At 48.3% G+C, this 24,614-nt stretch carries 20 protein-coding genes; 8 read left to right on the top strand and 12 right to left on the bottom strand.

Translation table 11 applies throughout. The features are described 5' to 3' along the window. Nucleotides 1-183 precede the first annotated feature (183 nt). The 4 genes from AAKU64_RS00640 (at nucleotide 184) to AAKU64_RS00625 (ending at nucleotide 6,641) form a co-directional block, all read left to right on the top strand. Nucleotides 184-1,857: a methyl-accepting chemotaxis protein gene (locus tag AAKU64_RS00640; protein ID WP_354329272.1), complete on the top strand. Its 1,674-nt coding sequence runs from the start codon at nucleotides 184-186 to the stop codon at nucleotides 1,855-1,857. A 294-nt stretch (nucleotides 1,858-2,151) separates the two neighbouring features. Then, complete coding sequence (locus AAKU64_RS00635; RefSeq protein ID WP_354329270.1) at nucleotides 2,152-3,045, top strand: HDOD domain-containing protein; 894 nt, start codon at nucleotides 2,152-2,154, stop codon at nucleotides 3,043-3,045. 203 nt (nucleotides 3,046-3,248) lie between these two features. Continuing rightward, complete coding sequence (locus AAKU64_RS00630; RefSeq protein WP_354329361.1) at nucleotides 3,249-4,184, top strand: MBL fold metallo-hydrolase; 936 nt, start codon at nucleotides 3,249-3,251, stop codon at nucleotides 4,182-4,184. Nucleotides 4,185-4,664: 480 nt separating this feature from the next. Next, on the top strand, nucleotides 4,665-6,641 hold the full coding sequence (locus AAKU64_RS00625; protein WP_354329268.1) for a PhoX family protein: 1,977 nt from the start codon (nucleotides 4,665-4,667) through the stop codon (nucleotides 6,639-6,641). Between the two features lie 209 nt (nucleotides 6,642-6,850). Here AAKU64_RS00625 and AAKU64_RS00620 read toward each other — a convergent pair whose 3' ends face one another. Further along, entirely contained in the window at nucleotides 6,851-7,069 is a 219-nt protein-coding gene (locus AAKU64_RS00620; RefSeq protein WP_354329266.1) for a SlyX family protein, read from the bottom strand. 246 nt (nucleotides 7,070-7,315) lie between these two features. Here AAKU64_RS00620 and AAKU64_RS00615 point away from each other — a divergent pair, with 246 nt between their 5' ends. Further along, nucleotides 7,316-8,746, top strand: a complete 1,431-nt coding sequence (locus AAKU64_RS00615; RefSeq protein WP_354360850.1) for a glycoside hydrolase family 18 protein — start codon at nucleotides 7,316-7,318, stop codon at nucleotides 8,744-8,746. 38 nt (nucleotides 8,747-8,784) lie between these two features. On the opposite strand, the gene AAKU64_RS00610 is transcribed toward AAKU64_RS00615, so the two are convergent. Next, nucleotides 8,785-9,804 carry an alpha/beta hydrolase gene (locus AAKU64_RS00610; protein ID WP_354360848.1) on the bottom strand — a complete coding sequence of 340 codons (1,020 nt, stop codon included), beginning with the start codon at nucleotides 9,802-9,804 and terminating at the stop codon, nucleotides 8,785-8,787. Nucleotides 9,805-9,904: 100 nt separating this feature from the next. On the opposite strand from AAKU64_RS00610, the gene AAKU64_RS00605 reads away from it, so the two are divergent. Then, nucleotides 9,905-11,197, top strand: a complete 1,293-nt coding sequence (locus tag AAKU64_RS00605) for an HDOD domain-containing protein (protein ID WP_354360846.1) — start codon at nucleotides 9,905-9,907, stop codon at nucleotides 11,195-11,197. Nucleotides 11,198-11,376: 179 nt separating this feature from the next. On the opposite strand, the gene AAKU64_RS00600 is transcribed toward AAKU64_RS00605, so the two are convergent. Further along, nucleotides 11,377-11,709, bottom strand: coding sequence for a hypothetical protein (locus tag AAKU64_RS00600; RefSeq protein WP_354360844.1), 333 nt, complete (start codon nucleotides 11,707-11,709; stop codon nucleotides 11,377-11,379). A gap of 368 nt (nucleotides 11,710-12,077) precedes the next feature. Between AAKU64_RS00600 and AAKU64_RS00595 the strand changes: the two genes are divergently transcribed. Continuing rightward, nucleotides 12,078-13,643 (top strand): B12-binding domain-containing radical SAM protein, encoded by a 1,566-nt coding sequence (locus AAKU64_RS00595; RefSeq protein WP_354329256.1) that lies wholly within the window; start codon nucleotides 12,078-12,080, stop codon nucleotides 13,641-13,643. Between the two features lie 45 nt (nucleotides 13,644-13,688). Here the strand turns inward: AAKU64_RS00595 and AAKU64_RS00590 are convergent, their stop codons facing one another. The 6 genes from AAKU64_RS00590 to AAKU64_RS00565 all read right to left on the bottom strand — a co-directional run bounded on the left by AAKU64_RS00590 (nucleotide 13,689) and on the right by AAKU64_RS00565 (nucleotide 19,769). After that, nucleotides 13,689-15,338, bottom strand: a complete 1,650-nt coding sequence (locus AAKU64_RS00590) for a M28 family peptidase (protein ID WP_354329254.1) — start codon at nucleotides 15,336-15,338, stop codon at nucleotides 13,689-13,691. 95 nt (nucleotides 15,339-15,433) lie between these two features. Then, a complete protein-coding gene (locus AAKU64_RS00585; protein WP_354360841.1) occupies nucleotides 15,434-15,748 on the bottom strand; it encodes a metal-sensing transcriptional repressor in 315 nt (104 codons plus the stop codon). Between the two features lie 664 nt (nucleotides 15,749-16,412). Continuing rightward, entirely contained in the window at nucleotides 16,413-17,228 is an 816-nt protein-coding gene (locus AAKU64_RS00580; RefSeq protein WP_354329252.1) for a hypothetical protein, read from the bottom strand. Nucleotides 17,229-17,297: 69 nt separating this feature from the next. Further along, nucleotides 17,298-17,816: a DUF6714 family protein gene (locus tag AAKU64_RS00575; RefSeq protein WP_354360839.1), complete on the bottom strand. Its 519-nt coding sequence runs from the start codon at nucleotides 17,814-17,816 to the stop codon at nucleotides 17,298-17,300. Nucleotides 17,817-17,892: 76 nt separating this feature from the next. Further along, complete coding sequence (locus tag AAKU64_RS00570; protein WP_354329248.1) at nucleotides 17,893-18,252, bottom strand: hypothetical protein; 360 nt, start codon at nucleotides 18,250-18,252, stop codon at nucleotides 17,893-17,895. A 398-nt stretch (nucleotides 18,253-18,650) separates the two neighbouring features. Continuing rightward, entirely contained in the window at nucleotides 18,651-19,769 is a 1,119-nt protein-coding gene (locus tag AAKU64_RS00565; RefSeq protein ID WP_354360837.1) for a GNAT family N-acetyltransferase, read from the bottom strand. A 319-nt stretch (nucleotides 19,770-20,088) separates the two neighbouring features. Here AAKU64_RS00565 and AAKU64_RS00560 point away from each other — a divergent pair, with 319 nt between their 5' ends. After that, on the top strand, nucleotides 20,089-21,318 hold the full coding sequence (locus AAKU64_RS00560) for a GIN domain-containing protein (protein WP_354360835.1): 1,230 nt from the start codon (nucleotides 20,089-20,091) through the stop codon (nucleotides 21,316-21,318). 108 nt (nucleotides 21,319-21,426) lie between these two features. Here AAKU64_RS00560 and AAKU64_RS00555 read toward each other — a convergent pair whose 3' ends face one another. From AAKU64_RS00555 to AAKU64_RS00545, 3 genes are all read right to left on the bottom strand, one after another. Continuing rightward, nucleotides 21,427-21,822, bottom strand: coding sequence for a hypothetical protein (locus AAKU64_RS00555; RefSeq protein ID WP_354360833.1), 396 nt, complete (start codon nucleotides 21,820-21,822; stop codon nucleotides 21,427-21,429). Nucleotides 21,823-21,995: 173 nt separating this feature from the next. Next, on the bottom strand, nucleotides 21,996-22,634 hold the full coding sequence (locus AAKU64_RS00550; protein WP_354360831.1) for a PEP-CTERM sorting domain-containing protein: 639 nt from the start codon (nucleotides 22,632-22,634) through the stop codon (nucleotides 21,996-21,998). 274 nt (nucleotides 22,635-22,908) lie between these two features. Further along, nucleotides 22,909-24,408, bottom strand: coding sequence for a nitrilase-related carbon-nitrogen hydrolase (locus AAKU64_RS00545; RefSeq protein ID WP_354360829.1), 1,500 nt, complete (start codon nucleotides 24,406-24,408; stop codon nucleotides 22,909-22,911). Nucleotides 24,409-24,614: the final 206 nt, after the last annotated feature.

The following is a 24,614-nucleotide window of genomic DNA, read 5'->3' as shown; positions in this document are numbered from 1 at the left end:
TCAAAATTTTCTTCATGTAAAACTCTGTTACGGTAGTTCTGTGCTATTGCTATCTGTCGTTATGGGCGATCTCTTTTTTAGGCTGTCTGCTAACAGGTCTGCTCATAGATTACTGTCTCGAATTTGCTTCAAAAGCATCGCACCGTCTGCGATGACGTCACATTCTTATCATGGGGAATCACGATGAATCTACGCAACCTGCGCATAGGAACCCGTCTCAGTATCGGCTTTGGTGTGATCTTGGCGATGCTGATTTTGTTGTTGATTACCGACAGTATTTTTAGTGCCAGCAATCGACATCAGATGATCGCCGGAGTCGAATATTCCAATAATAAAACCGCTTTAGCCGCCGCCATGAAAAGTGGTTTGTTAGAAGGCGGCCTGGCCCTGCGCAACATTGGTCTGCAAACCGACATCGCCGAAATCGATAAACAAAAAGCCATCGTCAAAGTCCAGCGTGCCCGCTTTATCGAAGCGCGCGACAAATTGGTGGCGGTTGGTTTAAGCGATAGCGAAAAAAAGATCATCGAAAGTATTAATCAGCTTGATCAACAAACGGATGAGCCTTACAAAGAGGCTTACAAGATGATTCTCAACTTCAATAGTGAAGAAGCGGTCAAAGTCATCGCCAGCAAAATCGATCCCTTGCAACAACAAGCGCTGGTAGAAATCAATAAACTGGTTGATCTGCAAAATAAAGTGGCGCAAGAACTCTCTGGCGAAACCGAGAGCAAAGGCAAGCGTCTGTCCACCCTGCTGTTTGGTATTGGCGGCGTGATGTTATTGATTGGCGCCGCGTTTTCTATCGTCCTCAGACGCAGCATCACGATACCGCTACAAGACGCACTGGTGATCGCTAAACGAGTTGCGGCTGGTGAACTCTCGTACCATCAAGAGACTTCCGGCTCAGATGAAATCAGTGAATTACTCAATGCCTTAAAAGAGATGAACGACAGCTTGCACCGCATCGTCAGCGAAGTCCGTACCGGCACCGATGCGATCGCCATTGCTTCGGCAGAAATCTCTAGCGGTAACGCTGATTTGTCTTCACGTACCGAAACTCAGGCAGGCGCATTGGAAGAAACCGCCAGCTCGATGGAAGAAATCACTGCCACCGTCAGACACAATGCCGACAATGCGCGACAAGCAAATACGCTGGTCGTGTCTGCCTCTAATTTTGCGGTCAAGGGCGGTAAAGAAGTTGGTCAGGTGGTCGACACCATGACCTCGATTAAAGAAAGCTCACGCAAGATTGTGGACATCATCGGCGTCATCGACGGTATCGCTTTCCAGACCAATATTTTAGCGTTGAATGCCGCAGTTGAAGCCGCCCGCGCCGGTGAACAAGGACGTGGTTTTGCAGTGGTCGCATCCGAAGTACGCAACCTGGCGCAGCGCAGCGCCGGTGCGGCAAAAGAGATCAAAACGCTGATCGGTGATTCGGTAGAAAAAGTCAATGCCGGTGGTAAGCTGGTCGATGCTGCGGGCAAGACCATGGACGACATCGTCAAATCGGTCAAACAGGTCGCCGACATCATGGCGGAAATCACTGCCGCCGGGCAGGAGCAAAGCTCCGGGATTGAAGAAGTCAACCGCGCCATCACACAGATGGACGAGATGACACAGCAAAATGCCGCCTTGGTAGAACAAGCCGCTGCTGCTGCCGAAAGCATGGAAGATCAAGCCGCAACGCTGGCAAAAACTGTCTCCGCCTTCAAGCTGGAACAAGGGATCATGCCGCAACGAAAAACACCAGTCTCGGCATCGCCAGCGGCCTCACGCGATGCAGAGCATTCCATAATGAATAACGTCACTAGCAAGTTTATTAAGGTATTAAAATTGAATGACGAGCGCTAAAATTTAGCGCAATCTGGTACATTTTTCAGGTATTTTGCGTAGCTTTATTTTGTTATCAATATGCGGCATATTTTATACTCCCAATGAGTATATATTTATTGTCCATATAATCATTGGACAATAAAGGATTTATGAAAAAAATAAAGGGGAGTATATTAAGCTTCCCAGTGACTTGATTCCGATAAAATTAGACATGACTTAAAAAATCAGCGCAAGTCAGTGCAAGTCAGCACAAGTCATCGTGAGCCAGCACAAGTAAATTCCATCAGCGAATTAAATGCAAAGGTAGATTGCATGAAAAAATCCGAGGCACTTAGCATCATTGCCGCACAAGCGAGCCAAGGCGAACTGGTATTCCCAACCAACGTCAATGCGTCACTGAAAATACAGCAATTACTAGATCAGCCAGACTGTGATCTGGAGGTCGCCGCAAAATTAATCGTGACAGAGCCGCTGTTATCGGCGCGGGTAGTCGCCATTGCCAATTCAGTCGCGTATTCACGTTTTGGCGGCGGCGTGTCCAGCGTGCGCATGGCTGTCACCATACTAGGCTTTGATACTCTGCGCTCGGTCATTGCCTCCGTGCTGGTGCGCCAACTCGGTTCTGAAATCAATCATCCTTTACTACGCCAGCACGCCTTACAGTTGTGGGAGCATTCCGCTCATGTCGCCGCACTGGCGCATTTGCTCGCAAGCCGGGTCAGCCATACCGATCCCGAGACGGCGATGTTTGCCGGCATTGTGCATGAGGTCAGTGGTTTTTATTTGTTGTCGCGTGCAGAAGAGTTCCCGGCGCTGATGGATGGTTATGGACATCCATCGGGCGAAGACGATTCCATTGATCTGGAAGCGAATAATGATGTAGCTTTTGCCGAACTAGATGAAGCGCCAGAAGTGATCATCGGTCGCGCCGTCCTGAAGAAATTAATGGTCCCCAAACGCATTGTTGCCGCTGTAGAAGCGGTCTGGACTGGCATCCGCGTCATGCCGCCAGAGACCTTGGGTGATACTTTATTGCTCGCCAATGACTTGGCAGCCACGCCATCGCCCTTAGACGCACGATCCACCGCAACCATAAGGCAAGACGCATCAGAAATTGACTTTGCAGTCGGGGCAGACACCGTACGTCAGATCATGGAAGAATCTGATAACGACGTTAAGGCGCTGACAGCATCACTCCTGACTTAGCCAGCATCTCTTTGTCTTTGAGCACTGGCTCAGTCTGGTGCGATTTGGTTTGCTCCCCGCTCACTCTGCTAATTCTTCCAAACATTGCCGTCAAAAGCAGAATTCTAAAAAGTTCGGCATAATGCAGCCACGCTATTTTGCGCATCTTCGGAGATAAAAACGTGACTACTGCCCGTATTTTGCGCGCCAGTACTTTGGCGCTGATGACTGCTACAGCCGCATTCACTTTAGTAGCAACAAGCACTGCCAACGCAGCTGCCCCTATGGTTAAAACTTCTGCTCCTGGTTACTACCGCGTTATGCTAGGTGATTTTGAAGTGACTGCCTTATCAGATGGCACCGTTGCCTTGCCAGTGGATAAATTATTGACTAATACCACCGCTGACAAAACCAACAAAGCGCTGGCCAAAGTACATCAGCATAGCCCGCTGGACACCTCGGTCAACGGCTACCTGATCAACACTGGCAGCAAATTAATTTTGATCGACACCGGCGCGGCTGGTCTGTTTGGCCCAACCCTGGGCAAGCTGGCAAATAACCTGAAAGCATCCGGTTATCTGCCTGAACAAGTCGATGAAATCTACATCACACACATGCATCCAGATCACGTCGGCGGCTTAATGAACGGTGATAAACTTGCCTTCCCTAACGCAGTTGTCCGTGCAGACAAACATGATGCTGACTTTTGGTTAAGCCAGGCCAATCTGGACAAAGCACCGGCTGACTCCAAAGGCTTTTTCCAAGGTGCGATGGCATCCCTAAACCCTTATATCAAAGCCGACAAGTTCAAATCATTTGACGGCAATACCGATCTGGCACCTGGCATCAAAGCCATTGCCAGCTATGGACATACCGCAGGCCACACTACTTATCTGGTAGAAAGCAAAGGACAAAAACTAATGTTGTGGGGCGATCTGATGCACGTAGCAGCAGTCCAGTTTGACAGCCCGGCAGTGACGATAGGTTTTGATTCTGACAGCAAATCCGCCGCCGCAGAACGCAAAAAGGCCTATGCCGATGCAGCAAAACAAGGCTACATGGTCGCTGCGGCACACTTATCTTTCCCGGGTATGGGCTATGTCCGTACTGAAGGCAAAGCCTACGCATGGGTGCCGTTGAACTACGCGCCAGCCAACTAAGCTTGACTTTGAGCTAGTCACTAGCTAGAGGAGAGAAGTAAGCTTTGAAGGAACCCGTCGGGTTCCTTTTTTTTCGTCTGGATTTTCTTTCTGATACCTTGGTCGATCATCACTTCTGTCTATAAACCCAGATTTTCCATTAGAGCGCTACCACTTCGCAGAAACTCAGACGGTATGCGCTCTTCAGAGGGATAGCACCACCGCGATTTAAGTGCGAGCGCTACAGCAACAATTGCACCTTTGGCGAACTTGTCGCTGTTCCAATGGAAAATCCGGGTTTAACGCAACTAGCGCACATACAAGCTGCATGCCGCTTCTATCGTCCATTCATTAAGCGGTCACATTGGGTTTTTATACTCGACCTTCAGCCTGGCACATAAGACTCAAAAGAAGTCGGGCTGATCATTTTTGGTGTCATTTATAGCGATAGCTAACCATAGCCACCTAGTCAGATAGTCAAATAACCTTGGAAATAAAATCATGTCAGATCAACTTCAAACCGGTCGTCGTAAAGCGCTTAAATTTATTCTCGGCGCGCCTTTATTACCTTTAGGCGCAATGTCCTCCGCATCTTTACTCGCTGGCTGTGGCGGCTCCGAAGCGACCGCTGTAGCCTCACCAGCAACACCTGCGGTAAGTTATGTCTCTGCGACATTTAACGCTATGTCAGCCCCCACTTTATCTAACCCGGCGGCTATGGCAGCAACCACTGTCAGCTCTAGTTTAAGCGTGACCTTGAGTGACAACAGCGTACAAAATTACAAGCTCGCTTATCAATCGTTTTTTATCACTGGCGACTCGGTGCCTGATGGCAAAGGTGGGACGATTTTAGCTGGTGGTTACTACGATATTAATAACAAGCCGATTACCGATAAATCCGTCGCAGGCAAAGAGCGCCAATTCTTCTCAGACTCGCCGGACGGAACGTCGCTGTTGTCAGTTGCCAATCCAACCGTCACCGGTATTAAAGGTAAAGCGGTGTTTGCGGTTGTTCAGTTTGAATACACCACGCGTGATCAGGCTGGCGTCAGCGCCTATGGTTTATTGCCTTCCCCGATTGCAGTCTTAACGCTAGATCAAGATCAGGCAACCGGTAAGTTGAGTCTGGTCAAATACCATAATGTTGACACCTCTAAAGTCAATGGATTGTGGATTACCTGTGGCGCGAGTTTGTCACCATGGGGAACACATTTATCCAGCGAAGAATACGAACCAGACGCGCAGTTCTCTTCGACCGATAACCAGCTAAAAGCGTATAGCAAAAATCTGTATGGCGATGAAACCAAAGCCAATCCATATAACTACGGCCACTTGCCAGAAGTCACCGTCAATCCTGATGGCACTGGCACGATCAAAAAGCATTACTGCATGGGACGTATCTCGCACGAATTAGTGCAAGTCATGCCAGACAATCGTACTGTTTTAATGGGCGATGATGCGACGAATAGCGGCCTCTTCATGTTTGTCGCTGACAATGAAAAAGACTTATCCTCGGGCACTTTGTATGTTGCCAAAGTGGGCGCTGATTTTTCTATCGATCCAGCCGCTGCCGGTGCAAAATTAAGCTGGATCAAACTCGGCAGCGCCACCAGTGCAGAGATTGAAGCGATGGCAAATACACTCAAGCCATCCGACATCATGAGCGTATCTAAAACAGACCCTGCCGATACCAGTTTTACGAAGATTTTTACTGGCGGTAAAGCCAACTGGGTAAAAGTAAAACCGGGCATGGAAAAAGCAGCCGCCTTCTTAGAAACTCATCGCTACGCCTACCTTGCAGGTGGCAGCATGGGCTTCACAAAAATGGAAGGTACGACCGTCAATATTAAAGACAAAGTAGCATACTCCGCCTTACAAAACATGGTGGATTCTATGGTGAAAAACAGCGCAAACGGCTGGAACGCACAAAGCGGGATCTCCATAGATAAAGCAGTATTTGCAGGCGGCATCATGGCGCACAGTATGACCGGCGGCCAGTCCGATACTAGTGGTATCGCAATCAAGAGTGAATGGGTGCCATACCAAACCAAGGCCTTGCTGGTCGGCGAAGATATCCCGGCTGACGCCTTGGGCAATCTGGCCAATCCAGACAAAGTCGGTAATCCCGATAATCTGAAATTCTCTGAAAAAATGCGCACGCTATTTATCGGAGAAGACAGTGGCTACCATGTGAATAATTTCTTGTGGGCCTATAACGTAGACACTAAAGTGTTATCCCGGATTATGTCTATGCCAGCAGGCGCAGAAGCCACGGGTCTGCATGTTGTAGATGACCTCAACGGATGGACCTACATCATGAGCAACTTCCAGCACGCAGGCGATTGGAGCAATTCTTTGCACGCCAAAGTACAAGCGACATTAGACCCGTTGGTACGCGCAAATTACAAAGATCGTTTTGGCGCAGCAGTAGGGTATCTGACTGCCGATGCGACTAGCGTCAAGTTAAGCAAGGCATAAGCGTTACAGTGACTGGCTTGCGCATTTATGACATTTAGCGCATTTATTTGGCTTTTAAAAGCCAGTTTTTTAAAAGAGATTTTTTAAATTTTTAAAAAGAATGTCCAATCATAATGCGGCTTCCAGGGTATTTTTGGCCTGGAAGCCGCAGAATGATTGGACTATCGTATTGAGGATTTTTATAAACCTTCTCGAACTATATTTTTACATTAATAATGCGGTGGGCGTTCATCAACAATGCGTTGTTCACTGGCGTTAGCCGCCATTTCTTTGATGCGTCCTACCAACGCATTGCAAAAGCCTTCCAGTTCTGAAATCTTTTTTTGCTGCTGATACACCAGTTGATTCAGCGTATCGACCACATCTTCCTGACGCGATATTTTGATTTCTAAGTCTTCCAGACGGTTTTCTATTGCTTGCATGTCCATGGTGTTTCCTGGGGGTGTTTCAAAATTGCGAGTATATAGATAAAAGCAGACTGCTCTGAATTTCCCATACCAGCGCTCCGATTAAAGGGACTGGTATGGTCTTTACAGATAAAGATCCGTAGCTCGCTGGTTTAGTGGTATTGACGCTCATGCTCGGGACTAAAAATCTGTTGACCGTCGTACCCAATCGCCGCATTCTCTGTCGATACTTTCTAGTTTGCCTCACACTCAATGTTATTAAACGCCATGATGCTATTTCGATTCTTTGCTCTAGTACTTAGCGCATTCTTTAGCCTATTCTTTAGTCAAAATCTCGCTTTTGCGTCCTCCGGCAAACATGTGGTGATTGGTTATTATTTCCTGGAAAATAAAGAAATCAACCATTACCCTGAGGCGGCGGAATTCCCGGTGTCGCGCATCACAGCACAAAAAGCGGCGATGCTGACGCATATTAATTTCTCTTTCATGAATATTAATCCGGCAGGCGAATGTGATCTGGGGGAGGGTATAGACCGAGATAAAGCGGCTCAGGTGTTTGCTGAACTGATGGCATTAAAGCGTCGCAATCACAATTTGCGCGTCTTATTTTCTTTAGGCGGGTGGGCGTATAGCAATGACAGCAGTCCGACCGTCGGGCGCTATCGTGATGCAGCTGCCACTGCGAAACATCGGCAACAACTAGCCCGTTCTTGTATCGCCTTAATGAAGCGCTATGACTTTGATGGTATTGATATTGACTGGGAATATCCTCGGCAGCAAGACGCTGAAAATTTCGTCGCTTTGCTCGCAGAAATCCGTGATCAACTAACACTAGAGAATAAAACCCGTGGGCAAAAAAAAGCGCAACTCACTATTGCCGGTGCTGGCGATGCAGGTAATTTGACGCGCTACTACGTGCAACTACCGGCCATTGTGGCGCAGCTCGATTACATCAATCTAATGACCTATGATTTGAACGGCGTCTGGCAAAAACAGACTAATCATAATGCACATTTGTTTGGTGATGCAGCCGAGCCGATGATGGTTAATCCACTGCGTGAACAGAAATTAGCACCGGAATTATCGTCTGAAAAAATGGAAGAGCGATTTCCATCACCGCTTGCCAATACCGTAGATGCTGCTGTCCAGTTGTATCTGCAAGCAGGCATCCCGGCAAATAAAATTGTGTTGGGTGTGCCATTTTATGGGCGTGCATTTTTTAATGTGGAACCAAAAAATCACGGCTTATATCAAGCCTTTGTGACAGAGTCGGCAGAAATATATCAGGGTGATCCTGCTCTGCTGACCGGTTGCGATACCTGCACCCAGCGCAAAGAACCACGCATGGCAAGTTATGCGGAGATTCAAACCATGCTTGCCGGGCATTTTGGCTATGTCCGCTACTTCAGTGACCAGACCAAAGTGCCTTGGTTATGGCAACCAGAACAGCATATTTTTGTCAGCTATGACGACGAGCAATCCTTGTCCTACAAAACTGCCTACATCAAGCAGCAAGGTTTGGCAGGTGCGATGTTCTGGCATCTGGCACAAGATGATGAGAAGGCGAGTTTGTTGAGGACACTAGACCGCAGCCTGAATCACGATCAGGCATGTAAGGCGGCTAAGCTGGATTTGATGGGCGGCGTGCATTATCCGGTTCAGGCTCGCCGTTCCAAGCTTAGCAAATCTGGCTGCTGACAAACTAGCCAACAGAGTAAGTTCAATCGCCAATCAAGCTATTCTGCCCCACGCAAATGCGCTTGCACCACGGGTGATAAAGACGCCATAAATTTTTCGACTGCAGTGGTGTAGTCGCCATCTAAACCTAGCTGGAAATTAATCTCGCCGTGACTTTTTGCTTGCGGTAATAAACTCGCCCGCATCCCCATGCCATTGGCTTTTTGCACAAAGCTGCTGGCTTGATCGCAAGGGCGGTCAGGTCGCTTGCTAGAGCACACGGCCAAAAACGGTACGCCTGGTACTTCTAATTTATGCAATGGTGAACTGGCGCGCCAGTAGCCGGGATCTTTGCCGAAGGCTTTATCGTAAAAGCCATAGTGTTTGGTGGACATGATTGCGCTTAGATCGTAGGCTGCGCTGTCTAAGGCAATGGTTCCCAGCCAGGGACGCACGCCAAACTGCAATGTCACGTCGGGCGAGGCCGCAAGCAAAGCAACTAAATGCGCGCCGGCAGAATGTCCCATGACGATAAACTGGCTGGGATCGCCGCCCCATTCTTTGGCTTTGGATTGCGCAACTGCCAGCGCCAAGGCAACGTCTTCCGCCTGCTCACGCGCTTGCAAGGTTGGCAGCATGCGGTAATCGGTGGAGATAAAAATAAAACCTTTAGGCAGCCAGCGCGCCGCTTTGTTTTCGACCACGCGCCCCATCGCCTTGCCACCATTAGCCCAGGCACCGCCGTGTACCATAAAGATCACGGGCATGGCTTTGTTGTCGTGGCTGCTGGGATTGCTGGCGTTGTCTGGCGTGGTTGCGGGGATATAGACATCAAACTTTTGCTTGGCGTCGCTGCCGTAGGCGACATCTTTGATGATGCGGGTGCCTTTGGGTAAACCATTTTGGCTAAGCGCGCTGCTATCGTCCTGCTCCATCTCAGACTGCTGCGTGCGCCGCTCGATCAATTTATCCCGCAGCGTACCTGCCGAGCTGGTTTGGCACAGCAGGCTAGCAATGCTGCCCACCATGACGACGAGCAGCCATTGAGCGATAGTGCGGGTTCTGAATAAAGCGTTCATACGATGTCCTTTCAAAAAACTACATTTTCTTGATGAATTGACGCTTTCTTACATTTTTACTTTGTCCGGTATCGGGTGCTGGCGGTAATAAGGCTACACTGTGTTTGACCATATTGTGCAGGTTTTCAAGACCAAGATTGCTAAGAATAACGATACAGATAACGACACCGAAAGGGACATTGTGCAGAATCCTCTCTCCAGCTTTCTGAAGCGGCTATTTAGCACGAATGAAAAGCCAATTCAAGCAGCAATCAAGCGACCCGCACCTCCTGAGCAAGCAACCGCAACCGCGGCAATACCAAAAGCCACTACCCCTATTATCCTACCTGAAACCTCGGCAACAGCAGCAACGCCGCTCAGCACTATTACACCTGTTACAGCTACAACAGTGGATGTATCCATGGTGAAAATCGAGCAAACATCGCAGCCGTCAGAAGCGCCACCGTTGCCACCCACTTTTACCGCATGGCGACCACAAATTCCGGTTGATGCTTTGTATTTTGACTGGTTGATGGGGCATCCCGGCGAAGGCATCAGTATGGAAACCGAGCAAAAAGTGTTGCAAGCGCTTTATGCTTTGCTCGCCTCGGATTTGACCGACGCCGTGGTCGTGCCACGTGTGCCGACCGTGATTCCACAATTGTTGGGTAGTTTGCGCAATAAAACCGTATCTGCAGGTGAGTTGTCGCGTCATATCGTTAAAGACGTAGTGCTGGTCGGCGAGGTAATTAATGCTGTCAACAGCGCACTGTATAACCCAGCCGACCGGATTAACAGTCTGGAGAAAGCCGTGATGATCTTGGGTGAAGACGGTTTGCGCCTGTTGATTGCCAAGGTCGCGTTCCGTCCGATTATTAATCTGAACGCAGGCAATTACACACGTCGCGCTGCACCGCATATCTGGACACAATCAGAGAAATGCGCGGTCGCTTGTCACCAGTTGGCCAGCAGTATTGATAGCGCGATTGACCCGTTTCAGGCTTTCCTCACGGGCTTGATGAAAAACGTGGGTTTGATTATCGCGTTCCGTCTGATTGACCAGATTGCGGATCAGACCAAGTTTAAATATTCCACCAGTTTTTATCATGCGTTTAGTTCAGTCGCCGTCACCTTGTCTTACCGGATTGCACAACGCTGGGAGTTTCCGCAAGCGGTTATCCAGGCCTTGCAGCAACAAGCCAGTGGTAGCAAAGCGCCGGTCTGGACGCCACTTGGGCACTTGCTGCATACCGCTGATCTGCTCGCCAAAATGCGGGTTATGGTCAACCATGCGCAACTACGGTCGAACGACGAAAAAATGCTGCTGGGCTTAACGCCACAAGCAGCAAGTTGTTTTGAAAATCTGAATTATGTGCAGTTATATGACGCAGCGGTGGCGACTAATCCCGCCTGAGCGGGATTAAACTTGGTGGACATTCTCATGTCCAAGTCAAAGGCATCTACGATGTGGAATTAAATGCTTTTGATTTGGATACGAAGCATAGAAATAAGGGGAGTATTTTTAATCGTCCAATTAAAACTTGGACAAAAAGCGTAATTTAGCTTGTACTCCTTACCAGTATCTATCATAAATCAACCATTGTTCTGAGCTAAACGAACTGCTTTGATCGCAACGCCATGTTGCAAGGCTTGGTCTTCTTGCGCCATGATCAATTTTTGTTCTGGGCTTAAACGTTTTGCGCTGATGACGACAGTCTGGATGCCATTAGCTTGTGTATCGAAGGCCAGTTTTTCATCCGCGCTCATGCGTTTTGCGACGATAGTGACGGTTTGTATTTGGGCTTGGGCAACTTGTGTATTCACGTTAGCGTTGCTGGAAACGGGTTGGAACGCAGCACCGACTGCGAACACGCCAGCGATCAATGCAGCACTGAAAATTACTGGTGTTTTGAATGATGTTTTCATTTGATTTTCCTCTTTTTGCTAGTTAAGTTTTGGTTCAGTTCGTTTCAACTTGCAAGTCGTTTTGCTTTGTTGATGTATGCACTGTAGGCCATGCATTTGTCGACTGCGAGCGGGATGCGATGAAACGCAAAAACGCGAGGATGAACGTCATTAAACTAGCGCCAAAGTGTTTTGGTTTCGATGTCTTGATGCTCACTTTTAGTAACTGTAAGGTGCTGCTGATAGCTTGATGGGCAGAGTAATTCCGCTCGTTTTAACTTCGCCCTACTTGTGTTTTAGCGCTGTTCCAATAGAGCTTGTTGCGTGGCGTCGTACAATACGGCTCTATCGTTGTTTTATTTTCGCTGTTTTTGCCGTCTATACACCCCATGACCATTCTGCTTTCTACCCTCAATGCCCGTTATGCCCACGCTTCTCTGGGTTTGCGCTACCTGCTCGCCAACATGGGGCCGCTGCAAGCACAAACTCAGTTGCAAGAATTTGTGACGGGGGCAAAAACGACCGAGATCGTAGAAAAATTGCTGTCGCACAAGATTGCCGGAGAAAAACTGATCGTCGGGTTTGGCGTGTACATCTGGAATATTGAAGAAATCACGAAAGTCGTCGCCTTATTAAAACGGGTCGCGCCAGAAGTGATCGTGATCCTGGGTGGACCAGAAGTATCGTATGAAACTGCCGAACAAGAAATCGTCAAATTATCGGATTACGTCATCACCGGTTGGGGCGATGTTACCTTCCCTGGTCTGTGTCGCCAAGTCTTGCAAGGCCCTAAGCCGCTGATGAAAATCCATGCCGGTGTGCAAGCAGCGATGGCTGACATCAGCTTGCCCTACGATTTGTACAGCGATGAAGACATCAAACATCGCACCTTATATGTCGAAGCCTCACGCGGTTGTCCGTTTAAGTGTGAGTTTTGTTTGTCTGCTTTAGATAAAACGGCATGGCCGTTTGAGATAGACCGGTTTTTAGCCGAGATGGAAAGTCTGCATGCGCGCGGCGCACGGCTATTTAAATTTGTTGACCGTACTTTCAACCTCAACATTAAGACCAGCCTGAAGATCATGCAATTCTTTCTGGATAAGTTGGAGGCCAATCCTGATGATCCCGTATTTGCCCATTTTGAAGTAGTGCCAGATCATTTGCCTGACGCGCTGAAAGAGGGCATTAAAAAATTCCCGCCAGGCACTTTGCAGTTTGAACTCGGGATTCAAAGTTTTAACCCCGAAGTACAAGCACGTATCAGCCGCAAACAAGACAATCAGAAAGCCGCCGACAATATTCGCTGGTTATGTGAGAACTCACATGCTCATTTGCACGTTGATCTGATCGCTGGATTGCCGGGCGAAACGGTAGAGAGCTTTGCTGCAGGTTTTAATAAGTTGTACGCATTGCAGCCGCATGAAATTCAGTTTGGCATCTTAAAGCGTCTGCGCGGTACGCCGATTATCCGGCATACCGAAGAGTGGAGCATGGTGTTTGATCCGTATCCGCCTTACACCATTCTTGCCAATAGTACGATCGATTTTTCTACCATGCAGCGCCTGGTGCGCTTTGCTCGTTACTGGGATCTGGTCGCCAACTCCGGGCGGTTTAGTCACACTCTACCGCACCTGCTGGCAGAGACGCCGTTTGAAAACTTTATGGCGCTATCAGATTGGCTGTATGCAAAAACCGATGCGACCCACAGGATTGCGCTGGAACGTTTAGCGGCCTTAGTCGGCGAGTGGTTGCGCACAGAACGTCAGATGGACGACGCTCTGGTCACAGAGATTTTGGGTAGTGATTACGCCGGGCAAGCTAATCGTAAAAACGTCAGCGATAAATCAGCGGCAAAGCTGGCAAAACTACAGAATCATTCGCAGGATAATCCGGTGGAGAAGAAGCCAGAAACTAAATCTTTGCCACAACGTCAGGCAAGGCATATGGCCGCCTGATGTTGTGGTTGGGCTGCAGCTGGTTTGTATTTATATTATTGCTGCTTAACGTTTTACTTTTCCAAACGTATCGCCTGTTTTCCAGGTCGCCATACCAGTTGCGTTTGCCACCGCATAACCAAGATTCAGTGTGAATTGCGCCTGCTGCACCATGCCGGATAAATCCCAGTTTGGGTCATAGCGGTCAGTTTCTTGATGGTAGTGTTTGGTGAAGTTATGCATGACGCTATTCGAGACTTGATCATTTTTTTCAAATTCAAAATGTCCGTCGCCCGAGAACACGGCAGAGCCTACGTTGAATGCCGGTATGCCAGCACGGGCGAAGTTGAAGTGATCTGCGCGGAAAAAACTTCCTGATAAATCTGGCACTTGCGGTGCCAGATGCATGCCCATTTTTTTGGCAACCACGGCGGCGGTTTGGTTCAGGCTGCTGTGCTCGCTGCCAGCCACGCCGATATCCAGTGTTTTGCCGACAAAGTTCATACTGTCCAGATTTAAATCAGCACTAGTTTTCGCCAGCGGCCATAGTGGGTTTTTGACATAGGCAGCGCTGCCCAGCAAATATTGCTCTTCAGCGCAAGGCCATAAAAAAATCAAAGTACGACGGGCCGGATGGTCAACCGCGGCTTGTGCCATGGCGATCAGTGAGGCGGCGCCCGAGGCGTTATCAATTGCACCGTTCCAGATGTGATCTGCTTTTTCAGTGCCGGAGGCGGCGATCTTGCCCAGATGGTCCCAGTGAGCCGAATAGATCACGGCTTCTTCTTTCAGCTTGGGATCGGTACCCGGCACCATGCCGACAACGTTGAATTGTTCGACCCTACGCACAGTGGTTTTCAAATCAACTTGCGCTATTGCGTTGATGAAGACCGGTTGGAAATCGCGGCTTTCGGCTTTGGCGCGTAAGGCATCCAGATCTTGACCAGCAGCGCTCAACAAGGCTCTGGCGGTATCGTCATGCAGCCAGCCTTCAATCGGATTGCCAGCACCGTCCAGATGGAAGCGTTCGTGACTAAAACTATTCACCGGCACGCTCCAGCCATAGGAGGCTGATGGCGTGGTGTGGATCAGCAAAACGCCTGCGGCACCTTCGCGCAAAGCTTGTTCGTATTTATATGTCCAGCGGCCGTAGTAAGTGAGCGATTTTCCGCCAAAACGGTTTGGTTCCTCGGCGGTGGGTTGCGGATCGTTGACCATCATGATCAGCAATTTGCCTTTGACATCGACGTTTTTATAGTCGTTCCAACGTTCTTCTTCTGAGCGGATGCCGTAGCCTACAAAAACCACGGGTGCGTTAAAAGCGATATTGCTTTGGTTGCCACCCGTGCCGTACACCGCTTGCGTGCCAAATTCGGTTTTCATGACCTTGCCACCAACCTCAAACTGCAGGCTGCTAGTGGGCTGGGCTGTGACACCGACTAAGGGGACGGATTGGCGATAAGCATTGCCGGATAAGGGTTTTAAGCCAATGGCTGCGGCTTGGGTTTCCAGATAACGCACCGCCAGATCGCCACCGCGCTGGCCGGTGCCGCGACCTTCCAGTAAATCGTCTGCCAGAAAACCCAGATGGGCGCGTAAGGGCGCTTCTTTGATTGTTTGTGCCTGGGCGGAGACGCTTGTTACGGATAACGCTGCCAGCGTTGTGCTGCATAAACCCGCGCGCAAAAACGCCACGGGGAATTTAAAATTGATCATTAAAACCTCGTGGCGTTTTCTATTGTGTTGCTATTTTCTTGCTGCTTAATTGCGGCTTAATTTTTGTTGCAGACCGATAGGGTCCGCCAACATTTTTAGGCGAATTTATCCAGGAATGCAGCCAGATATTTTGCACGGGCATGAGCTTCTTCTACACTCGCAGATTTTTCAGAATGTGTCAGCATCGAGCTAGTCAGCAATGTCACGAAAGAGCGATCCAGAGCTTTGCGTGCTGCGGACATTTGTTGTGCAATACCATCACAATCATCAGGCTCAGCGGCTTTGGCGATCAGCTTTTGGATGCCACGCAACTGACCTTCTACCCGCGCCAGTCTATGCAACAAATCTTTTTTCTGTTGGTCGGTTAATGCTGTGCCTTGAACGATCTTTAGCGGGGGAGTATCTGCCATGGTGTTGCTCCTGTGATGAATTAAATTGGGGGATTACAATAAATATACTTATACCCTACTGAGTATCGTACAACATTTAAATCCTGAAGTGCAATAAATTCGGCTTAAATAAGCGGAAATTAGCGAATTTTTTGCTTATAAAGTAGGCAGATATGAGACAAATGTGAGGTAAAACAACAGCAAGCGTAGCTTGCGTCCGTTTACGCCGCGCACCGCTTCACGGAATATATTCACTTTCTAAGCCGTTCGCTATTCCATCATTGGTGCGTATGACGCACCCTACGTCACTGACAACATAGCCTGGACGTCAGCAACGTCATCAGTTATACGATGAAAAATGTGTCGAAGGAAAACGTATTTTTTTGGGCTGCAAACAGAGGATAAAAAAGGCAATGCCAGCGTTGCCAGTTATCCCTTACCCTGAGCTTGAGTAGCGTATTAGTTTTTCATTACAGCAACACCAAGTTTCTGCCGACGTGGGCTAAGACGTTTACTTTATTGTGGATTTTTTTGTCGTTGAGGGACTAAAAATATAGCCTCAACGTTTGAGTTGAGCGGCGCGCGGAGGCAGGACGGCTTTGGACCAGAATGAAATGAAGGCCAAAGCTGGCCTGCCGGAGTGCGCCGCTCGAACGAAGGGTTAGGCGCACCCGTTACTGAGCACTCAGGGGAGGATTGAACTCAATAGCTCTAGATCAGCCCGAACGTAGTTTTGACGGTTTACGTTGGAAGTAAATCGTGGCCGCCAAGCAGCGGGTCTTCGGGAAGCGTAACCGCAGCTAAGGTATTGGAAGTCTTTGTCACTGTAGTCTCCGCGCTCACCAAGCAGCGCGTGCATGTAATTTCCAATGATTCCCCCGCCAAAGACATGTTCCGACTGCGATTGGACCGACTGGTTAGTTGTGGCGGATACGACAGAGTAAGTGACTTGAAATAGGGGCCCGTGCCAGCGATTGGGGACGGATTCAATCGGTGCAACGCGAAAGGCGTATTCGCTCGGTGGCTCGGCGACATTGCTATTGCTTTGCTTCGACTGGCGAAAGATGGCCCTCTGGCTGACGCCAAAGCCGCCGACAGACACCTGATCAAAGTATGTCAAACTGCCTTGATCATAGAGATACGCTGCTATTCCGACCGTTTTCCTTGCGTCGAAGTTTCGCAAGTTCGTATCGTCAATAAGAAACCCGGTCTGTGGATGACGCTCACCGTGCTTCTGGAGACCGGTGGGTGTGCTGTTGCACAGCCGCTCGAAGTCTTTGTACGCGAGGAGGCCCCATAGAGCTGGAACTCCGACCATGGCAGTAGGAAGCAGGTATTTGACGAAGCGAAAAGAGTTACGACCGTCAATCGCACGACCAATGATGTAGGCAAGCCAGAGCAATATAGCCATGGCAATCCAAGGAGCCAGGAAAGCAAGGCTTGCTGAGAGCGCGGTGACTAACAGCAGGGCACCGAAGACGATCAATAGGAGGATGGTCAAAGCTGCCCGGCACGCAGCAATTGCCGCGCAGCGGCATCCTGCTGCTGCGTGTCCGCGCCGAGCGAAATGTTAAGTACCAACACTGTGGCTCCAGTATTGTTCAAGAGCTTTGGTTGCATGAGGTCGTTGCAAATAGTCTGCGTTGGTGGAAACGAAATAGAGAAACTGAACAATAACGCACTTCTGGCTACTGCTAAGTGACGAAAACTGAGCAACTTGATAGGCATAGCCACCTGGGTCTTTTGTGCTCGGGCTCAATGAAAACACGACGCTCCCGATTACATCGGTTTCCCAAAGCGGCTTGTCGAAATGTTTGACCGCGTATCGCATGTACGCGGGCAAGTAGTACTGAAAATCTTCTGCCTGCATATGTGCCAGAAGACAGTCGCATTCTTGAATTTCAGAGTCAGGGATGTCTTGCCAGTTTGAATCGACTCTTTCTCTTGCAGCTTGCTCCCATTCTCGGTTCGTAATTTCTCGTGACATGCCATAGCGATCAGTCAGAAGAAATTGCCGCAAAGAAGTCGCAGGTCGCACGACATCGGTGAATGCGAGTTCGATCTCGCTTATTAGCTCGACTGCTTCCATGGCGAAATTGAAACTTAACGTATGAGATAAGGGGCTGCGCTGAAAGCACAGTCCCGCTTGATGGATGGGTTATGCACTACAGACCCGCCTTTAATTTTAAGTTACGGAGCTCTTTAAGCTTTTCAGGTCTATCGTATATTGTTGCTGCCAAAGGATGCGTACCAGAGCACATGCCCACCTCTTGCTCTTCATTTACGAAAAGTACGAATTCGATGCCAGCACTCAAGAAAGAAGAGCACATGCCCCCTTCAGAAATTTCGTCTTTTACCTCCATACGACGCACTACTTTTCCTTTGATTGTTTCTCGCACTTCAATGACCGCACGAACATAGCCTCCACCAAAGACTTTTTGGTCTTCGATGTAATGTGTTTCGCGGACGACCCCGACCACTACTGCTTTTGCATCTCTGAACTGCTGAGCTTCGGTACGTTTCACACATGAGCATGCGTTAGCATGCTGGATGCTGAGAGTCAGAGAAAAAATGAACAGGACAATTCTACGAATCATATGCATAACGTGATTTGATTTTCATTTTGCAATAATAACCGACGGAAGAAAAATAACAAGCTTGCTCTATATTTCTTGAAACGCTGATGAGCATTAGCTATATTTGGTTATACTGATTAAATACACAGTATAACCAAATGGACAAAAACGTCACGCCTGTAAAACCGCGTTTATTTGACCAAGTGCGTGAACGCTTTAAGCATTACAGCTTGTCAACAGCAAGGGTACGCTATGCGCACCGATTCATATGGTAATGTTTCTTTCTAAGTTCATTGTTTTTTCATCGTTGGTGCGTATGACGCACCCTACTCAGCATTTGAGCGATCTTAGTCGCTTTGCTTACTGGTTTTAGCGGCGCTTTTAAGCGCTTTGAGTTTATGTCCCAACCATGAGTCGCGCACCGCCCAGCGGGTACGCAGGTAGCTGATGCGCGCTTTCCGTATCAGATCGGGATTGGCAATCGCGCCTTCGCATAAAGCAACGCTACTGGTCGCAAACCGGGTTTTGTAGGCTTGTTCGCCGCGTCCCAGATCTATGCTTGAAATGCCTAAACTTTGTGCATGGCTGGCACACTCTTTTAGCAAGATAAGGCCGACTGAGTAGACGGCATAATCCACTCGGTACCAAGGGAACCAGAAGTGTAGAACCCCGCCGGAGCGCAGCCCAAAATGCGCTGCGACAAGCTCATCACCGACATGCAGGGTAGAGAGCAGTCCGCCGAAATCGGAGCTAACGTGAGCCCGGAGACAATCCAGCATTTGCCGCACCCAAGGGATCGCAAAGGTATCGTGCCCTTCGCCTAAAGTGCGATTAAATTGCTCAGATTTACCTTGTAAAAGCTGAGCGAAATCATGGTCGCTTGTACTTTGCATGGTAAAACGCAACTCACCTTTTTCACGCGCTACTTTTCGCTCCATCTGCTTGATGGTTTTTAGGACGCCCGCTTGTTTCACGTTTTGCAGCAAGGCCAGTCTGTCGGCATATACTTCAAATCCGCCCTTGAGGTCTAGCACTTGTGAGCGGCTATGTGCCCAGGCATAGGGCGTAAAATCCGTACGGCTTTGTGGCATGTGATCAAAGCCCATATAGCGCACGCCCATCGCTTGCAATAACGTTTTTGGTGAGAGCTGGATACCGTTATCTGTGATTGGCCCTTGATAATCGGCTAAGAACAAGCCGACGGAGCGCGCCTGATATTTTGATAGACGATGGAATGGCAGCACGCCAACGATTTGTCCCGCATCTTCACAAACCACAATCCGCGTATCATCCCTGATGCCTGCGGCAATCTGTGTAAACGTTGGGTGATAATAGGGACTTTGGTAGGTGCTTTGAGCCTGGTTTTGGCTTGAATTTTGATCTTGAGTCGAGCCATCTCGTATTTGCAGCCAGCGTGCAATTAATGCGGCATCAAGTTCTTTACCGTGTATGAGCTTGTATTTCATCTAAATAAGGGTAAGTGGAACTTCTAAAAAAACATATCTGAGCAAAATGTGACCCTGCATATTGATCTAATGCTTGTTGTAAGTTCTCAGAGTTTTGATTCGTTGATACCATTAAGTGTAGCATCGCTGATGCTGGTACCGGTGTTTAGTCTGCTGTTGAAGAAGGCGCTTGGCCGGGTAATAATATCAACCGAGTTTCCACAGGTCTGCTTGATTGGCATTTTATCCCTGCCCATACGCATTCTGTCTCAAGGAGTTTTCTTTTATTAAATAGCTGCCGTATGCTGGCATCTTTCCATCTTTCTACCAAAGAGACATCATGTTAAAGCGCACAAGTTTAATTTTGCTACTCGCCCTGGGTGGCTGCAATGTGGAATTTAGTGACAACACCAACGCTGCTAACAATGGGCCGGTCATTCAGGAAAAGCGCGATGTCGCTGAATTTACTGAAATCGATATGACAGGTCCTTATGATGTTGTCGTCACCGCAGAGGGCGGGCCAGCCTTAGAGATCATCGGTAACGAAAAACTCGTTAAGGAAGTTGAAACCGTCGTCACTGGCAATACTTTATACATACGCTCAAAGAGTAAAACGATTATTCATTTATCGACTAACTTTACGCCGACACAGCTGACCGTGAAGGTCGCCGCGAGCAAACTTAACCGCATTAAAGTCAACGGTAGCGGTGATCTGGTTCTAGATCGGTTTAAAGGCGACAAATTAGAATTGGCGATTAATGGTTCTGGCGATGTACGTGCCAACGGCACGGTCGGCGAGCTGCAAGCCAATATTAATGGCAGCGGTGATATGGACGTAAGTCAATTACAGGTCGCTAAAGCACATGCCCAGATCAATGGCTCTGGCAATTTAAAACTAGGTACCGTCACAGAAGAATTGCAGTCACAGACCAATGGTTCCGGTGATCTGGATGCGAACAACCTGAAGATGGCTGCGGTTAATACCACGATTCGGGGATCCGGCGATGTTTCTATTACTGGCGATATCAAGCAGTTCTCGGCCGAAATTAACGGCTCTGGCGATATGGAAGTTCGTGGATTAAAAGCCGCTGGTACCAAAGTCCGTATGGGCGGCAGTGGTAGCTTGACCTTAGATGGCACAACCACCGATCTGGATGTTGTGGTCAACGGCTCGGGTGATTTTGACGCCAGTAATTTACGATCCGACAAAGCGCAATTCACTGGTCATGGCACAGGCAATATGCGATCAAACAGCGTTTCGGATACATTAAAAATAGACTTACTCGGTTCTGGCGATCTGGAGGCTAGCGACATAAAAACACAGCAGATTGAAATTGTAATGGACGGCACCGGTAGCGTAGAACTATCTGGTCAAGGCAAATTGCTCAGCGCCAAATTGCATGGCAGCGGTGATTTAAACGCCAGCAGTTTATTAGTAGAACGCGCCAAGATCAGCGCCAGCGGTACTGGTGTGGCAGAAGTGAATGTAAAGCAAAACGCCACTAATGGTAGCAGCGACAGTAGCAATTCACGTATTGTTAAAGTTGATAAAGATGGCGTAGTGCGCTAACAGCAGAATAGTAACGCAGCCGAAATGCAGTAACAACGTAGCAAAAATTCAAAAGGGTGCAGTTATAAAAACTACACCTTTTTCGCTTTGCTAATCTCAGGCCGGGGGCTATTTCATTCTGAACTTATGCCCTAGCACCAGCCAGCTTGAGACAATCAAACTATTCAAGCCCAGTACCAGTTGCGTCAGCACATGTGCTGGCAAAATCCAGACTTGCCCGCTTGGCGTGGTGATCTGTGTCACCGCGCTGATTACAGGAATGACCCAGTCAGCTTCTGGTGTTACGTCCAATAAAACATCTCCGTCTGAGTTGGTGTGAATAAACACATCGCCGCCTAAAGCCAAACGTAAGGCAATACCCTGACCGCTACTTGTGGAATAGGTAGAAATTGTTCCTATGGCTTCTTGTAATTCACGATTTTGCAAATCCATCCATGCCTCCACATCTTGCGGTGTTTCTAAGGAAACCCAGGCATGTTCTGGAAAGTCTGGAATGGTTGTCATTGGAGTGGCTTGCATGGAGGTCAAAAAGTGCAATAAAGAATGATGAGAGCGCAGATTCATTGCTCGCAGAGCGAAGTGCAGCGTTAATTATTCTCTGAGAGCCAAAAAGAAAAATGCCGTTTAGTTTTCACTAAACGGCATCATCAAGCAAATTGACTAAATAAGCCAGCTTGTTATTTTTTTGTGCTGCGTTGGCGTACTGCTGCTAAACCAAGCAAACCTAAACCAAACATAGCGATCGTTGCTGGTTCTGGTACCTCAGCTTGGCTAGCACCGTTGGAAACGAAGAAAACTTTTTCGAAAGATGTTGAACCGTTCAAGCCTGTGTTGTTACCGATTCTGTAGCCGCCTGCACCATTAACTGTATGCAGACACATTCTATCCGCACCGGATTTCCCGTCACATTCGTTTAACGATACGCCAGAGCCTACATCAGTGAAACCCCATGACCAGTTAGACGCGAAATACCAGTCAGAACCATTCGATGTGTGAACATTTTGTGTGCCTGTGCCAGTATTGAAAGTAGCATCAGAAAATGTTGTTTCTGCCAGCAATTGGAACACGTCACTACCAGTCGCGCGTCCTGCCATCATCAGATAGCCGCCACTGCATTGAGATAAAACGTTTTGCGCGCTGTTGCCGACAAATGTACTCATTGTTGCGGAATAACATTCAGTCCAGCCACCATCCAAAATTGTGGACATAGTTACATTTTGTTGTGGACCGAACGGGTTGTAAAACGCTGCGTTGGCATTAGATGCAACCGCACTGCCAAGCAAGCAAAGAATTGCTGCGAATTTTTTTATGGACATTATGATTTTCCCTTAGATTTAAATATATACTTACTACGGATTCTTATAAGCAAATTTAGTGCCAATAAAAATATCGTTTTAATTCATGGGTTTATATCGATTAAAGTTTATGAATTGCAATAAGTGTAAAAAAAACCGACAGATATTCAGAGGCCTTAAATATATAGATTCGGCAGATTTTTTAATTTGTATTTACAAACCAAATAGATAATAATTTGTCACTATATTTTCATCTTCAGTTTGACGTTAGTTGTGCTCAATGCGCAGCACTGATTTAAATGGATGCATCACCCAAATTACTATTAGGCAGTGCTTTATAGGCTCTTAGGTATGCGCTTGCTACTGACCATGCGGCCATACCTACCAGGCAGAGCACGCAGAGCCAGCCAAACAGATCACCGATAATCGAATATAAAGTAGTTAAGCGCGCAGCTATGTTTGTTTTGACCAACAGTGTTTGCCCAGGCATGCCACTACTAGGTTTTTCTGCAAGCACCCGACCATAGGCATCACTCACGGTTAATAAGCCCTCACGTGCGGAGCGCACAACGATATAACCACTTTCTACACCGCGGATGAGCGTTATTCTGGACGCGATCCATTGGTCAAAGTAAAAGTCCCAGGCGGGAACCAACATGACGCCAACGTTTCTCTTAGCATAGGCGCGACCTAGGCTTGCAAAATGCATGTCTTTGCAAATAGCGAGGCCGTATAACGTAGCGTCGATCACCTTCGTCTGATAGTCGACTCCGGTGGCGTAATAACGTTCTGGTGGTGCCAGGTGATGTTTTTGGTAGCTATTGGTGAGTATGCCTAATGGTGAAAACATCCAGGCCAGATTGCTACGCCTTGATCCGTCGTCAATCGCACTGCCTGCTGTTATCCAGACGTGGTGTGCTTTGGCGAGCGAACTTAAATAGCGTTTCAGTTGTTCTGCGTTGGCAGGCGTCAGCATCGCGATTTTCTCTGGTAAAACGATAATCGTCGCGCCCTGTGCTGCCAGTGTTGCGACATGTCGATCATATTGTTGCCAAATGCTCGCGGCATAGGTCGCACTTGCTTGCAGGCCGATGGCATCGTCAATACTGACCAATCCAAATACAACTTGCTGCTTGCCGGACGGAGCTTGCAAGCGGAATTCGCCATATGTAAAAGTGGCGATCAAGAGCAAGGTCGTTAACCCGTATGCCCAAGGCGCATGATGCAAACGTCTGCCATACACAAAAGCAAGTGCAATGGCGGATGGAAATAATGCCAGCAAAAACAATAAGCCTGCCACACCAAGCAAGGAAGTCACTTGCAGCATCGGTAAAAATTCTGTCTGCGAATAAGCAAGACTGCCCCAATTGCCATCGGGCAAACAATGCGCCATTAAGGTATCCACGGCACACCACACCACGGGATAGACCAGCACCGTCCACCATGATTGGTAGCGCAGCACAATACGCCGCGTGGTCATGATGACCAATACCCAAAGCCAGCTTTGTGCCAATAGCACCAGCACAGCAATTGGCGCTGGCATAACCAACTGGTAGTAGTGCAGATTACTGCTTAGACCAACCGAAGCGGCCACGGCAGTTATCCAGAAAGTATCCCGCTTATTGGAGCGCAAAGCGATGACTAACAAAGGCACCGGCGCAATCCACATCAGCCACCAGACAGGCGTTAAATGGATCACAAAACGCAGCATAAAACCGATCAGTAGCGCAGCGCCAAACTGAAGAATGAAGCTTCGAATTGATGGCTTGGTGATCAATCTGAACAAGGATTGCATTACATTTCTTTCAAAAAAACGCTTCGTAGTTAGCCGTGTCTTGCAATTATTAAACAGGGTATTGATAAATAATTAACTTTATAATAACCTAGGCTGATGTTTGCATTGACTAAACATTAGTCGATATCTATCAATCCTACCTCTAGGCTAATATGAATCCATCTCAATTACCGCCCTTACGCCGGGTATTCGTACTATTACTGCTC

It is taken from the genome of Undibacterium sp. GrIS 1.8, assembly GCF_040544445.1.
Classification (GTDB): domain Bacteria; phylum Pseudomonadota; class Gammaproteobacteria; order Burkholderiales; family Burkholderiaceae_D; genus Undibacterium.
This window is presented reverse-complemented; position numbering and strand designations above follow the sequence as displayed.